Annotated in this window: 12 protein-coding genes; 6 read left to right on the top strand and 6 right to left on the bottom strand. The window is 70.2% G+C overall.

Features of this window, described 5'->3' with window-relative positions:
• Positions 1-20: 20 nt before the first annotated feature.
• Together QRN16_RS05630 and QRN16_RS05625 are read right to left on the bottom strand one after the other, a co-directional pair.
• On the bottom strand, positions 21-1340 hold the full coding sequence (locus QRN16_RS05630; RefSeq protein WP_222637625.1) for an HRDC domain-containing protein: 1320 nt from the start codon (positions 1338-1340) through the stop codon (positions 21-23).
• Between the two features lie 26 nt (positions 1341-1366).
• Positions 1367-1975 (bottom strand): DUF3000 domain-containing protein, encoded by a 609-nt coding sequence (locus QRN16_RS05625; protein WP_027505202.1) that lies wholly within the window; start codon positions 1973-1975, stop codon positions 1367-1369.
• Positions 1976-2057: 82 nt separating this feature from the next.
• Here QRN16_RS05625 and hemE point away from each other — a divergent pair, with 82 nt between their 5' ends.
• From hemE to QRN16_RS05600, 5 genes are read left to right on the top strand one after another with little or no spacing between them, the layout of a single operon-like run.
• Positions 2058-3128, top strand: a complete 1071-nt coding sequence (gene hemE, locus QRN16_RS05620; protein WP_027505203.1) for a uroporphyrinogen decarboxylase — start codon at positions 2058-2060, stop codon at positions 3126-3128.
• Positions 3125-4492, top strand: coding sequence for a protoporphyrinogen oxidase (locus QRN16_RS05615; RefSeq protein WP_285185036.1), 1368 nt, complete (start codon positions 3125-3127; stop codon positions 4490-4492). The genes hemE and QRN16_RS05615 overlap by 4 nt, the downstream gene beginning before the upstream one ends.
• A gap of 38 nt (positions 4493-4530) precedes the next feature.
• Positions 4531-5226 carry a hydrogen peroxide-dependent heme synthase gene (gene hemQ / locus QRN16_RS05610; protein ID WP_027505205.1) on the top strand — a complete coding sequence of 232 codons (696 nt, stop codon included), beginning with the start codon at positions 4531-4533 and terminating at the stop codon, positions 5224-5226.
• Positions 5223-5918, top strand: coding sequence for an HAD family hydrolase (locus QRN16_RS05605; protein WP_037185352.1), 696 nt, complete (start codon positions 5223-5225; stop codon positions 5916-5918). The genes hemQ and QRN16_RS05605 overlap by 4 nt, the downstream gene beginning before the upstream one ends.
• A gap of 36 nt (positions 5919-5954) precedes the next feature.
• A complete protein-coding gene (locus QRN16_RS05600; protein WP_285185035.1) occupies positions 5955-8252 on the top strand; it encodes a molybdopterin-dependent oxidoreductase in 2298 nt (765 codons plus the stop codon).
• Here the strand turns inward: QRN16_RS05600 and QRN16_RS05595 are convergent.
• Entirely contained in the window at positions 8243-8701 is a 459-nt protein-coding gene (locus QRN16_RS05595; RefSeq protein ID WP_056444801.1) for a MaoC family dehydratase, read from the bottom strand. The genes QRN16_RS05600 and QRN16_RS05595 overlap by 10 nt on opposite strands.
• Before the next feature lie 111 nt (positions 8702-8812).
• Here QRN16_RS05595 and QRN16_RS05590 point away from each other — a divergent pair, with 111 nt between their 5' ends.
• Positions 8813-9313 carry an SRPBCC domain-containing protein gene (locus QRN16_RS05590; protein WP_285185034.1) on the top strand — a complete coding sequence of 167 codons (501 nt, stop codon included), beginning with the start codon at positions 8813-8815 and terminating at the stop codon, positions 9311-9313.
• Here QRN16_RS05590 and msrB read toward each other — a convergent pair.
• From msrB to QRN16_RS05575, 3 genes are read right to left on the bottom strand one after another with little or no spacing between them, the layout of a single operon-like run.
• On the bottom strand, positions 9291-9713 hold the full coding sequence (msrB, locus tag QRN16_RS05585; protein WP_027505209.1) for a peptide-methionine (R)-S-oxide reductase MsrB: 423 nt from the start codon (positions 9711-9713) through the stop codon (positions 9291-9293). The two genes, QRN16_RS05590 and msrB, sit on opposite strands and share 23 nt — an antisense overlap.
• Before the next feature lie 9 nt (positions 9714-9722).
• Positions 9723-10997 (bottom strand): glycosyltransferase family 87 protein, encoded by a 1275-nt coding sequence (locus QRN16_RS05580; RefSeq protein ID WP_285185033.1) that lies wholly within the window; start codon positions 10995-10997, stop codon positions 9723-9725.
• A 21-nt stretch (positions 10998-11018) separates the two neighbouring features.
• Positions 11019-12596 carry an alpha/beta hydrolase gene (locus QRN16_RS05575; RefSeq protein ID WP_285185032.1) on the bottom strand — a complete coding sequence of 526 codons (1578 nt, stop codon included), beginning with the start codon at positions 12594-12596 and terminating at the stop codon, positions 11019-11021.
• Positions 12597-12598: the final 2 nt, after the last annotated feature.

The raw sequence follows: 12598 nt of genomic DNA, 5'->3' as shown, positions 1-12598 counted from the left end.
GCGCCCACTCTAACCCGTGCCTACTCGCCGGTAACTTCGGCCGTCCTCGACTCCTCGGCGGTCCGTAGGCCTGCTGCCACGACGGGACCCGCCACCTCGCGCTGCCAGGGCCGCGACCCGTGCGCCTCGAGGAAACGGTCTACGAGCACGTCCTCGTCCGTCCCGTACTCCGCGACGAGAGCGGGGTGGTCCCAGCAGATCCGACGGACGAGATCGGGAGTCAGCAGGTTCTCGACGGGAATCGCGACATCCGCGGACAGGGCGGCCATCGCGTCGCGGACGGCGGACAGACGCCCGGCGGCCTCCGGATCGCGCCGCGCCCACCGACTGACCGGCGGGGGCCCCACGAAGGGCTGGGTCACCGGGGGCAGCGCATCGTCGGGAAGTGCGCGGGCGTGCTCGATCGCGTCCATCCACACGCGCGCCTGGCGACGCTGACGAGGTCCGCCGAAGACGGGCAACGCGTTCAGCTCGGACACCGTGGCGGGGTTCCTCTGCGCGGCGGCGACGATCGCGGAGTCCGGCAGGACGCGGCTCGGCGCGATGTCGCGGCGGCGCGCGAGATCGTCGCGGGCGGTCCACAGCGCGCGGACGACGGCGAGCGTCCGCGCGTTCTTGATGGTGTGGATACCGGAGGTGCGGCGCCAGCGGTCGGGCTTGGGAGGCGCCGGGGGTGCGGTGCGAATGTACTCGAATTCCTGTGCGGCCCAGTCGGTCTTGCCCTGGCTCTCGAGCTCCTCGGCCATGGCGTCACGCAACTCGACGAGCACCTCGACATCGAGTGCCGCGTAGTTGAGCCAGGTGTCGGGCAACGGTCGGGTGGACCAGTCCGCCGCACCGTGACCCTTCTGCAGCGACAGGCCCAACGTCCGTTCGACGATGGCCGCCAGACCGACACGGTCGAAGCCGGCGAGTCGGCCCGCCAGCTCCGTGTCGTACAGCGACGCGGGCGTCATGCCGAGCTCGGCGAGCCCCGGCAGATCCTGATCGGCGGAGTGCAGTACCCACTCCATGTCGTTCACGACGGCGGCGAAGCCCGCGAGCGCCTCGACACCACCGTCGCGGACCACCGGAATCGGATCGAGCAGGACGGTGCCCGCACCCCGGCGACGGAACTGCAGCAGATACGCGCGAGCCGAGTATCGGAAACCCGATGCGCGTTCCGCGTCGACGGCCAACGGTCCGGTTCCCGACGCCAGCAGCTCCGCGGCCGCTCGCACCGCGTCCGCCGTGTCCGTCAACGGCGGGACCCCCTCGCGTGGTGCGAGAAGGGGAGTCGCCTCCGGCTCGACGGCGGTGTCGCCGGAGGAGGCAGGAGTCGAGTCGGGCGTGTCGGGCATTGTTCGAACTCTAGGCTGTCCGACGATCAGGCGTCGGAGCTGCCCGAGTCGGCGCGTGCACCCAGCGCCGTGATGCCCGCCGGGGGCAGCCCCGCGGCGTAGGCGAGAACCTCACCGAACGCCTCGACGTGCACCGACAGTTCCTCGCTGAGCGCGGTCCACGAGGCCCGCAGCTCGAGCTGGTGGGCACGCGGCGGACCGGCGATGTCCCCGTACCGCACCGAACTCGTCGAGGTGACCGTGCCGCCCAGCGCCGTCAGCGGCTCGGACCGCGCCTCGAACGCGTCGACCAGCCAACTCCACGCCACCTCGGGCAGCAGCGGATCCGACGCCAGCGACGCGTCGACGTCGGCCTGGATGTAGGCGACCAGGCGCATGGTGCCGTTCCACGCCTCGTCGCCGTCCGGGTCGTACAACAGGATGAGACGCCCGAACGCGTCACCCTCGCTCTGCTCGGGCACCGACTCCGTCTCGGAGTGGCGCACCTCGGCCCCCAGTGCGTAACTGAACGGTGCCAGGCGCTGCGGAGGCCGGATAGGCCCGACCTCGATGCTCGGGTGGACCGTCGCCCGGTGCATCGCGTCGATGGCGGCGCGGAAGGGCGCAGGCTGCGAGGCGCTCTCGGACGTGGTCACGTGTGCGGACGTTAGCCGCGACCGTCGGCCCAGCGGAGGAGGCGCGCCGGGCAGGTGTGCGTCTCTGGCAGCATGGACGCCGATGAACACCATCCCTGACGCCGTCGGCCCGCGTCGAAGCCTGCCCGAAGCTCCCTTCCTCGCGGCCGCGACGGGACGGACGCCGTCGCGTCGGCCCGTGTGGTTCATGCGTCAGGCCGGTCGGTCGCTGCCCGAGTACCGCACGCTGCGGGAGGGCACCTCCATGCTCGCCTCGTGCTTCGACCCCGAGATGGTCTGCGAGATCACGATGCAGCCGGTCCGGCGGCACGGGGTCGACGCGGCGATCCTGTTCTCCGACATCGTCGTGCCGCTCAAGGCGGCCGGCGTCGACCTCGAGATCGTGGCCGGCACCGGTCCCGTCGTGGCGAACCCGGTGCGGTCCGTGGCCGACGTGCAGTCGTTGCCGGTCCTGCAGTCGGAGCAGATCGAGCCGGTCGCGAAGGCCATCTCCCTGCTCCTGGCCGAGTTGAAGGACGTGCCCCTCATCGGCTTCGCGGGCGCACCGTTCACGCTGGCGTCCTACCTGGTCGAAGGCGGTCCGAGTCGTAACCACGAGCGCACCAAGGCGCTCATGCACTCGGATCCGCAGACGTGGCACGCATTGCTCTCGTCGCTGGCCGACATGACCATCGCCTTCCTCACCGCGCAGGCCGATGCCGGCGTCGACGCGGTCCAGCTCTTCGACTCGTGGGCCGGGGCGCTGTCACTCGCCGAGTACCGCGAGTTCGTGTTCCCCCACTCCAGCCGCGTGTTCGAGGCCATGGCGTCGGCCGGCGTGCCGCGCATCCACTTCGGTGTCGGGACGGGCGAGCTGCTCGGTGCGATGGGGGAGGCGGGCGCGGACGTCGTCGGTGTCGACTGGCGGATCCCGCTCGACGTCGCCGCTCGTCGGGTCGGTCCGGGCAAGGCTCTGCAGGGCAATCTCGATCCCGCCGTGCTGTTCGCGGGCCCCGACGCGGTGCGCCGCGAGGTCACCCGCATCGTGGGCGAGGCGGACGCCGCACTCGCGGCCGGCGCCACCGGGCACATCTTCAACCTGGGCCACGGGGTCCTGCCCGCCACCGATCCCGACGTGGTGACGTCGGTGGTCGAGCTGGTGCACTCGCTGTGACCTCGGTCGCCGTCGTCGGAGCGGGCATCAGCGGACTGGTGGCCGCGTACCGGCTGCGGCAGTCGCTGGGACCAGCCGCGCGGATCGTGGTGGTCGAGAAGGCGCCGCGCATCGGGGGCAAACTCCGGTCGGTGGACCTGGCGGGTGGCCCGGTCGACGTCGGTGCCGAGGCGTTCATCGCGCGTCGTCCCGAGGTTCCCGCTCTGCTCGACGAGCTCGGACTCGCCGATCAGCTCGTGCGGCCGTCGCCCGCCGCCCGCCCGCTCCTGCGCTCGGGTGGCGCACTGCACGGACTGCCGACCGGCACGTTGATGGGCATCCCGGCCACGTCCGACTCGGTGCGGACTCTGGTCGACGACGCCACGTGCCGCCGCATCGACACCGATCGTGACCGGCCGCTGCGGTGGACGCCCGGCGACGATGCGTCGGTGGGTGACCTGGTGTCCGAACGCTTCGGCTCCCAGGTGACCGCGCGGAGCGTCGACCCGCTGCTGGGCGGCGTCTACTCCGGGCTGGCCGTCACCACGAGCATCCGTGCCGCGGTGCCGACTCTCGCCGCGGCCCTCGACGCCGGTGCCCCGTCGCTGGTGGACGCCGTCGAGCGAGCGCGCCCGACGCCGTCGCCGGGACCGGTGTTCGGCGGACTGCGCGGTGGCTACGGCGTGCTTCTCGACGCGCTGCTCGCCGCCTCCGGTGCCGAACTCGTCGCCGCGGACGTGCGGCGGGTGACGTCCGACGGCCGGGGCGCGTGGCACGTCGACGGCGTCGGGGTGGTGGACGGCGTCGTCCTCGCCGCGCCCGCACCGCAGACGGTCTCGATGCTGCTCGACACGGCGCCCGCACTCGCGCGGGAACTCGGGGACGTGGAACTCGCCTCGTCGGCAGTGGTGGCCCTCGGGTTCGAGGACGGGGGACTACCGCAGAACTCGGGCGTCCTGGTCGCCACGGGGGAGCTCGATTTCTCCGGTGTTCCGTTGCGCGCCAAAGCATTCACGCTGTCGAGCCGCAAGTGGCCGCATCTCGCCGAGCGCGGCGGCCAGCTGGTGCGGGTCTCCTTCGGACGCTTCGGGGACGCGGACATCGTCGACCGGCCCGACGTCGACCTGGTGTCGGCGGCCCGCACGGATCTGCGTGAGGTGCTCGGTGTGGACGAGGAGCCGACGACGACGTTCGTGCAACGCTGGCACGGCGGACTGCCGCAGTACCGCCCCGGCCACACCGACCTCGTGGCCCGCGTCGAGGACGCCGCCTCGGCGGTGGGCCGACTCGAACTCGCGGGCGCGTACCTGCACGGCGTCGGAGTTCCCGCATGCGTCGCGACGGCATCCGCGGCGGCGGCCCGGCTGGCGGAGGCGCTGGCCTGACGGCCCGATCGGGACGGCCGGGTGGCACGATGGGTGTCATGGCACGTCTCGATTTCGAAGCACTCAATTCCACGTTGCGCTACTCGATGCACTCGGTGTTCACGGCTCGGCCGGGCGCTCTCGGTGAGGATCGGGAGGCGGTGCTCGCCGAGGCCCGCGCGTTCTTCGACGGTCTCGACGAGACCGACGTCGTGGTGCGCGGGATCTACGACGTGGCCGGACTGCGCGCCGACGCCGACTTCATGATCTGGTGGCACGCGGAGAAGATCGAGGACCTGCAGGCGGCGTACGCGCGCTTCCGTCGGTCCACGGCTCTCGGCCGCGCGTGCGACGCGTTCTGGAGCAACGCCGCGTTGCACCGCCCCGCGGAGTTCAACAAGTCGCACGTCCCGGCCTTCATCGCCGGCGAGGAGCCGGGCGCCTACATCTGCGTGTACCCGTTCGTCCGCTCGCTCGACTGGTACCTGCTGCCCGACGCGGAGCGTCGCACGATGCTCGCCGACCACGGCAAGGCGGCACGCGGCTACAAGGACGTGCGCGCCAACACCGTCCCGTCGTTCGCCCTGGGCGACTACGAGTGGATTCTCGCGTTCGAGGCTCCGACGCTGGACCGCATCGTCGACCTCATGCGTGATCTGCGTGCGACCGAGGCCAGACGTCATGTGCGGGAGGAAGTTCCGTTCTTCAGCGGACCCCGGGTGACGGTCGAGGCGCTCGTCGAGTCACTACCGTGACCACGCCGGCAGCGGTGCTCTTCGACTTCTCCGGCACGCTGTTCCGTCTCGAGGAGGACGAGAGCTGGTTCACCGATCTGCGTGTCGGCGACGACGAGCAGATCGACGGTCATCTCCAGGCCGAGTTGATGCGCCGCATGACCCAGCCCGTCGGGTCGGTGGTCACCCTGGACGACGACGGCCACCGGGCTTGGGAGGCTCGCGATCTCGACCCCGCGATGCACCGGGCCGCCTACCTGGCAGTGCTGAAGGCGTCGGGTGTGCACCGCGTCGAGCACGCCGAGGCGTTGTACGACAAAGTGATCGACCCGTCCTCGTGGACGCCGTACCCCGACACGGCGCGAGTGCTGCACGGCCTCGCCGATCGCGGCGTTCCCGTGGCGGTGGTCAGCAACATCGCGTTCGATCTGCGGGCGGCGTTCGATCTGCTCGGCGTGCACGACACCGTCGCGCACTACGCTCTGTCGTTCGAGGTGGGCGCCGTCAAGCCCGATGCCGCGATCTTCCGTTCCGCCGTGGACGCTCTGGGCGTCGACCCGGCCTCGTGCCTGATGGTCGGCGACAGCGAGGAGGCCGACGGCGGAGCGCAGGCGCTCGGTATGTCCTTCGCGCTGCTCGATCCACTGCCGACGTCCGAACGACCGTCGGCTCTGCTCGACGCCGTGGCGGCGCACGGTCTCGCGCTCGCGTAGGGCGCCGTGACGTCCGCGCGCCGTGGGGTGCAGCACATGGCCCACTTCGGTATGTACACCGCCGACACGGACGGCCGGGACGTGGTCGCGGTCCGTCCGCCGACGGGCGACGCCGATCCGTCCCCGATCCTGGGCAACGTTCCCGGGTCGGTGACCCATCGCTCGCGCATCCGTCGACCGGCGGTGCGTCGGGGCTGGCTCGAGAACGGCCCCGGACCGTCCACCGCGCGTGGCGCCGATGCGTTCGTCGAGATGGAGTGGGACGAGTTCCTCCCCCTGCTCGCCGGCGAGCTCCGTCGAGTCGTGCGCGAGCACGGCAACGAGGCCGTCTTCGGCGGGTCGTACGGGTGGGGCAGCGCGGGCCGGTTCCACCACGCGCAGAGTCAGGTTCACCGGTTCCTGAACACCCTGGGTGGTTACACGCGGTCGGTGGGCAGCTACTCCCTCGGCGCCACCGGCACGATCATGCCGCGGGTCATGGGGACGCACTGGAAGATGTTCTCGCGCTCCACCTCGTGGGACGTGATCGCCGAGCACACCGATCTGCTGGTCGCGTTCGGCGGGGTTCCGCTGAAGAACACGTCGGTCAATCACGGTGGCACCAGCGATCATCCGACACGCGACGCGCTGCATCGCCTCCGTGCGCGCGGCGGCCGGATCGTCTCGATCTCGCCGCTGCGTGACGACACGGACGGAGCGGCGGAGTGGATCGCACCCGTACCGGGGTCGGACGTCGCCCTCATGTTGGGGCTGGCACACGTTCTCGCCTCGGAGGGGTTGCACGACACCGCGTTCCTGCAGCGGTACACCACCGGGTACGACGTCTTCGAGCGCTACCTGCTCGGCGAGACGGACGGTATCCCGAAGTCACCGGAGTGGGCGCAGAGTCTGACGGGCGTCCCGGCGTCGGACATCACCGCCCTGGCGCGGCGCATGGCTCGCGCCACCACGCTGGTCACCGTCACCTGGTCACTGCAGCGCATCCGCCACGGGGAGCAGGCGCCGTGGATGGGTCTCACGCTCGCCGCGATGCTCGGCGGCGTCGGTGTGCCGGGCGCGGGCTTCGGCCACGGCTACGGGTCGATGAACGAGCCCGGCCTGGCACCCGTGCCGTATCCGCTGCCCACGCTTCCCCAGGGCCTCAACGGTGTGTCGACGTCGATTCCGGTCGCCGCGATCTCGGACATGCTGTTGAACCCTGGTGGGCCGTACGACGCGGACGGCACCGCGTCGACGTATCCGGACATCCGGCTGCTGCACTGGGCCGGCGGCAACCCGTTCCATCACCACCAGGACATCGGCCGGTTGCGCACCGCGCTGGCTCGCCCCGAGACCATCGTGGTGCACGAGCCGTACTGGACACCGATGGCACGGCACGCCGACTTAGTGGTGCCGTCGACGACGACCCTCGAACGCGACGACCTGAGCTGCACCCGCAACGACCCGCTGCTCGTGGCGATGCAGGCCGCCGTCCCGCCCTTCGCCGACAGCCGCGACGACTACGACACCTTCGCGCTGCTCGCGCGAGAGCTCGGCGTCGAGTACGAATTCACGGAAGGTCGCTCGTCCGCGGACTGGCTGCGGCACCTCTACGACCAGTGGCGACGTTTCGTGTCCGATGCGGGGCGGGTGACGCCGCCGGTGTTCGACGAGTTCTGGACCGAGGGAACGTTCCGGATGGACACCGAGGACGGTCTGACGCTGCTGTCCGATTTTCGCGACGATCCCGAGCGGGCCCCCTTGCGGACACCGAGCGGGCGCATCGAGATCTTCTCGGCCGACATCGAGTCGTTCGGCTACGCCGACTGCGGGGGACACCCACGGTGGTACGCACCGGACGAGTGGCTGGGCGGTGAACGCGCACAGGCGTTCCCGCTGCACCTGATCGCGAACCAACCGCGGACCCGGTTACACAGCCAACTCGATCACGGGGCCGTGAGCCTCGCGTCGAAGATTCAGGGCCGGGAACCGATGCGGATGCATCCCGCGGACGCCGCAGCGCGCGGACTCCGCGACGGCGACGTGGTGCGGGTGTTCAACGACCGTGGCTCGTGCCTCGCGGGGCTCGTCGTCGACGATCGCCTGCGCGAGCGCGTGGTGCAACTGTCGACCGGCGCCTGGTACGACCCGCTCGATCCGTCGGACCCGCGCTCGATGTGCGTGCACGGCAACCCGAACGTGCTCACCGCCGACCGCGGCACGTCGTCGCTCGCGCAGGGGTCCACCGGCCAGCACGTCCTGGTGGACGTCCAGAAGTGGACCGGCGAACTGCCGCCGATCCGCGCGCACGATCAGCCGGAGTTCGTCGATCGTGGGGACGTGCGTCAGAAGTAGACGCGGCTGATGACCTGGGCGACCAGCGCGGGCTTCGTCGCACCCTCGATCTCGATGGTCGAGTCGACGGTCATCTGCACCGCTCCGCCGTCCAGCCGATCTGCTGCGGCGAGGACGGCCGTCAGACGAACGCGCGACCCGACGAGCACAGGATTGACGAAGCGAACCTTGTTGCTGCCGTAGTTGACTCCCATCGTGGAGTTCTCGACCGTGTAGGTCTGCCAGGACAGGGCCGGCAACAGGGACAGCGTGAGGTACCCGTGGGCGACGGGACCACCGAAGGGGCTCTCCTTCGCGGCGCGCTCGGGATCCACGTGGATCCACTGGTGGTCGCCGGTGGCGTCGGCGAACTGGTTCACGCGCTCCTGCGTGATCTCCAGCCAGTCGCTGGTGCCGATGGTCTCGCCGAGGGCGGACACGATGTCGTCCGCGGACGTGAAGGTACGCATGGAGCCGACACTAGCGGCGGCGAGCCGTTCTGCACAGAACCTCTGTCGGGGCGCCACATCCGGCCCTGCGGACCCGGCCTGTGTGCAGGAAGAGCGCAGTACGATGCGCCGATGACGTCACACCCGGAACCCACCGGCCTACTCGAGCGCGCCGAGACGGGTGTCGATCTCGTGCTGGAGCGCGTCCTGGACGTACCGATCGACGACGTCTGGGACAGTCTCACCATCAGTGAGCGCACCGCGCGGTGGTACGGGAGCTGGGAGGGAACGCCCGGAGCCGGCAGCACCGTGCGGGTGACGATGGGGTTCGAGGAGAACGCACCCGTCTCCGACCTGACGATCCTGGCGTGTGACGCGCCGAGGTATCTCGCACTGGAGTCCGACGGGTGGACGTTCGACGTGACGCTCAGGACCACGGGAGACGGGACCACGCTGATGTTCCGGCACCACCTGACGACGACGGACGGCCTCGAGGACATCGGCCCGGGATGGGAGTACTACCTCGACATGCTGGTCTCCACACACACGGAAGGGTGGTCGCCGTCCTTCGACGACTACCACCCGTCCCAGTGTGGGTACTACGGCTCACTCAGCCCTTCGGCTCCAGCGTGAGCGAGATCGAGTTGATGCAGTACCGCTGATCGGTCGGGGTGGGGTAGCCCTCGCCCTCGAAGACGTGGCCGAGGTGACTGTGGCAGTTGCTGCACAGGACCTCGGTGCGCTTCATGCCCATCGACCGGTCGACCTTCAGGATCACGGCGTCGGTGTCCTTGGGATCGAAGAAGGACGGCCACCCGCAGTGGGACTCGAACTTCTCGGTGCTGCGGAACAGTTCGGCGTCACAGGCGCGGCACTTGTAGACGCCCTCGGTGGTGGTGTCGGTGTACTCGCCGACGAACGGCCGCTCGGTGCCGGCCTTGCGCAGCACTGCGTACTCGGCTGCGGTGAGCTTGGTACGCCACTCGTCGTCGGACAGCTCGAACGTGGGCTTCTTCTCTGGTGCGGAACTCATGCCTCCACGCTAATGCGTGGCCGCGGTTCCCGCTGTCGTCGCAGGTACAGGCTTCGGTGAGGTCGGGTTCTCGTCGAGCAGGAACGCCGGATCGATGCCGCCGTCCAGCCGGCCCTCGCGGCGCGCGGTGAGATAGCGACCGACGAGCACGGCGAAGATCACGACGATGATCAGCGACCAACCCCACGTCGTGCGGAGGTACTCGATGGAGCGCCCGAACTCCGGGAAGCGGCCGACGAGCCAGCTGTCGTAGCTGAGGAACCCGTACACGGCGAGCCACGCCGGCCAGTTGCGCATCACCGAGTTGCGCAGCACCACCGACATGATCAGCGGGAACAGCATCATCGAGTAGTACATCTGGCCGAGCGACGCGAGCAGGAACGATGCAACCAGCAGCAGCCCACCCGCGGTGGTCACGAAGAACAGTTCGTCGTGGCGGTAGTACTTCCACAGCAGCCACAGGGACACGAGCACCATCACGGCGAACACGGCGCGGAGCGCGAGCACCAGCGCGGTGGGCAGTCCGTAGTAGAGGCCGTTGCCGACGATCGCGCTGTTGAAGTAGTCCCGCGTCTCGAGGAGGTACGGCACCGTGTGGGAGACGAAGGCCATCGGGTCGACCGACAGCGGGAGGGCGAGCAGCGTCAGAACGACGGGGATGCCGACGGCGGTGACGAAGACGCGCCACTCCTTGCGGACGAGCGGCAGCAGAAGCAGCGGTGCGAGAGTCGGTTTGACGGCGATGGTCAGGCCGATGGCGGCGCCGGACCAGTACGGGTGCCGCCTCAACAGCAGCATCATGAACAGCACTTCGCCGAGCAGGATCAGGCCGTTGATGTTGGTGAAGATCAGTGTGTTGGTGACGGTCTCGGTGGAGAACGCGGCGAGCAGCACCACCGGTGCGGCCACCGACGACAGGCCGAGTTGGAACATGCGCAGCAGCAGGTAGAGCGCGACGATCACGGCGACGGCGTTGACCCCGATGAACAACCAGCGCGAGCGCTCGGGGTCCAGTACGGCCAGCGGCGCGATGATCAGCGTCCCGCTCGGCGGATAGAGATAGTGCGGGTCGACCGAGTCGAAGTTCGCCGTGTAGACCTCGCGTCGATTCAGAAATGCCAACGCGGCGTTGTAGACCGGGCGGAAATCGTCGGTGATGTTGCCGTTGACGGCCTTGACGATCACGCGATTGAGGACCGTCAGGATGGCGATGGGCCACAACGCGAAACGGATCACCTGCGCGGTGGTCTCACCAGTTCGCGGTTCGAGATGACGGAACGACACCCGGAGACGGTACCCCGGCAACTAGGCCGGACACGCATTACCGCCTTCCGGCACGTCGCCCGTTTCGAGGTACGCCGCGACGGCCGCGCGCCCGCACCCCGAGCCCACCGACACGGGGTGTCCGATGCCGTCCCAGGTGATCGTCGTGGTGGCCGCGCCGGCCGCGCCCAACGCTCCCGTGACCGCCGGAAGCGGCTCCGTACCGGTGACGGCGTCGGCGTTCCCGCTGAGCACCAGGACCGGGAGCCCCAGGGTGGAGGGGACGGGCGGCGGGGTGGTCGCCGGCCACGCCGAGCAGGTGAGCAGGTTCAACGCCGCCGTCGCACCGAAGGCCGGGTACTGGCCGGACCACGACGTCTGCAGCTCCCGGACCCGGTCGGGCGCGGGCCACTGCTGGCCGTCGGTGCAGCGGCTCACGAAATGACCGTCGGTCTCGGTCAGGGCACGCACCTCGTCGACCGCGTCGTCGAGTGCGGTGGTGTTCCCGACGAGCGCACCTGCCACCGTGTCCGACGTGGAGCGCACCCGCGCGGCGCCGTCGGCGGTGGACGGATACGCCAGCAGGTGGACGACTGCCTGTCGAACGGTGGCACCGGACAGCGGTGCGAGATCACCGGCGTCGGCGCGGCGGAACAGCTCCACCACCTGTGAGCGCGGATCCGCCCCGAGCGAGCATCCGACGGCGGCGCATCGGGTGGCGAACGCCGTCAGGGCGGCCTCCTCCCCGCGCACGGTCTGCTCGGCGCTGGTGACGGCGTCGGTGATGACGCTGGTGGGGGAATCGAGCACGAGACGGGCGACGTGGTCGCCGTACGCGGCCGCGTACCCGAGCGCGACGAGGGCGCCGTTGCCCGATCCCAGGAGCGACAGGGCACGCACTCCCCACGCCTCCCGGAGCGCCTCGAGATCGTCGGCGCTGTTGGTGACCCCGAAGATGAGTGCCTCGGGAAGCAGGAAGTCGGTGCACGCGATCGTCGCGTCGCGGGCGAGGGTCGCGACCTTGTCCGCCGCGTCGGTGCCGGGTGAGTACTGCCCGAGGTCGGTCAGCGCGTCGCGGGTGGACGTGGCACCCGAGTAGCAGTCGAACGGCGCGGAGTTGCCGATGCCGCGCCGATCGACGCCGACGATCGGGTGGGCGTCGAGGAGCGCGGTGTCCGGCTGCGCGGCGAGCGCCGCCATGTCCGCGGACGACGGTCGATCGGTGCCGGACGTGTAGACCAGCGGCGCCGCGTCCGCCGGCGTGGCGGCCGTGCGCACGCGGACCGCGGAGAGTTCGAACGTGCCGTCCGAGGCGACGGTGCGGTCGATGGGAGCGGGGAAGGTCGCGCAGTCCACCAGCACTCCGGGCGCGGCCGTGACCCCGCGAGCAGCGGTGGTGCGGGCCGTGCAGTCGGTCCAGTTCAGGTCGGTGACCGGTGCCTCGAGGGGACGTGGCCCCTCGTCGGTGGGTTCGGTCGTCGCGGGCCCGCCGTCGGACCCGGCCGATCCACCCTCGATCGCCACGTCCGGACGGGTCGACGGTCCGGCCCCGCACGCGGCGGCGACCACGACGACGGCCGTCAGGGCGGCGAGCCGTGACACGAACCTCGACATCTGCATAC

It is taken from the genome of Rhodococcus sp. MEB041 (assembly GCF_030208955.1).
In the GTDB taxonomy this organism is placed as follows: domain Bacteria; phylum Actinomycetota; class Actinomycetes; order Mycobacteriales; family Mycobacteriaceae; genus Rhodococcoides.
The sequence above is the reverse complement of the archived record's forward strand: the minus strand, read 5'-3'. Positions and strand labels throughout refer to the sequence as shown.

Bases quoted from the DNA above. Each gene is read 5' to 3' on its own strand.
- QRN16_RS05630 (WP_222637625.1), bottom strand. From the start codon at position 1,340: ATGCCCGACACGCCCGACTCGACTCCTGCCTCCTCCGGCGACACCGCC.
- hemE (WP_027505203.1), top strand. From the start codon at position 2,058: ATGAACACCATCCCTGACGCCGTCGGCCCGCGTCGAAGCCTGCCCGAA.
- hemQ (WP_027505205.1), top strand. From the start codon at position 4,531: ATGGCACGTCTCGATTTCGAAGCACTCAATTCCACGTTGCGCTACTCG.
- QRN16_RS05600 (WP_285185035.1), top strand. From the start codon at position 5,955: ATGGCCCACTTCGGTATGTACACCGCCGACACGGACGGCCGGGACGTG.
- QRN16_RS05595 (WP_056444801.1), bottom strand. From the start codon at position 8,701: ATGCGTACCTTCACGTCCGCGGACGACATCGTGTCCGCCCTCGGCGAG.
- QRN16_RS05590 (WP_285185034.1), top strand. From the start codon at position 8,813: ATGACGTCACACCCGGAACCCACCGGCCTACTCGAGCGCGCCGAGACG.
- msrB (WP_027505209.1), bottom strand. From the start codon at position 9,713: ATGAGTTCCGCACCAGAGAAGAAGCCCACGTTCGAGCTGTCCGACGAC.
- QRN16_RS05575 (WP_285185032.1), bottom strand. From the start codon at position 12,596: ATGCAGATGTCGAGGTTCGTGTCACGGCTCGCCGCCCTGACGGCCGTC.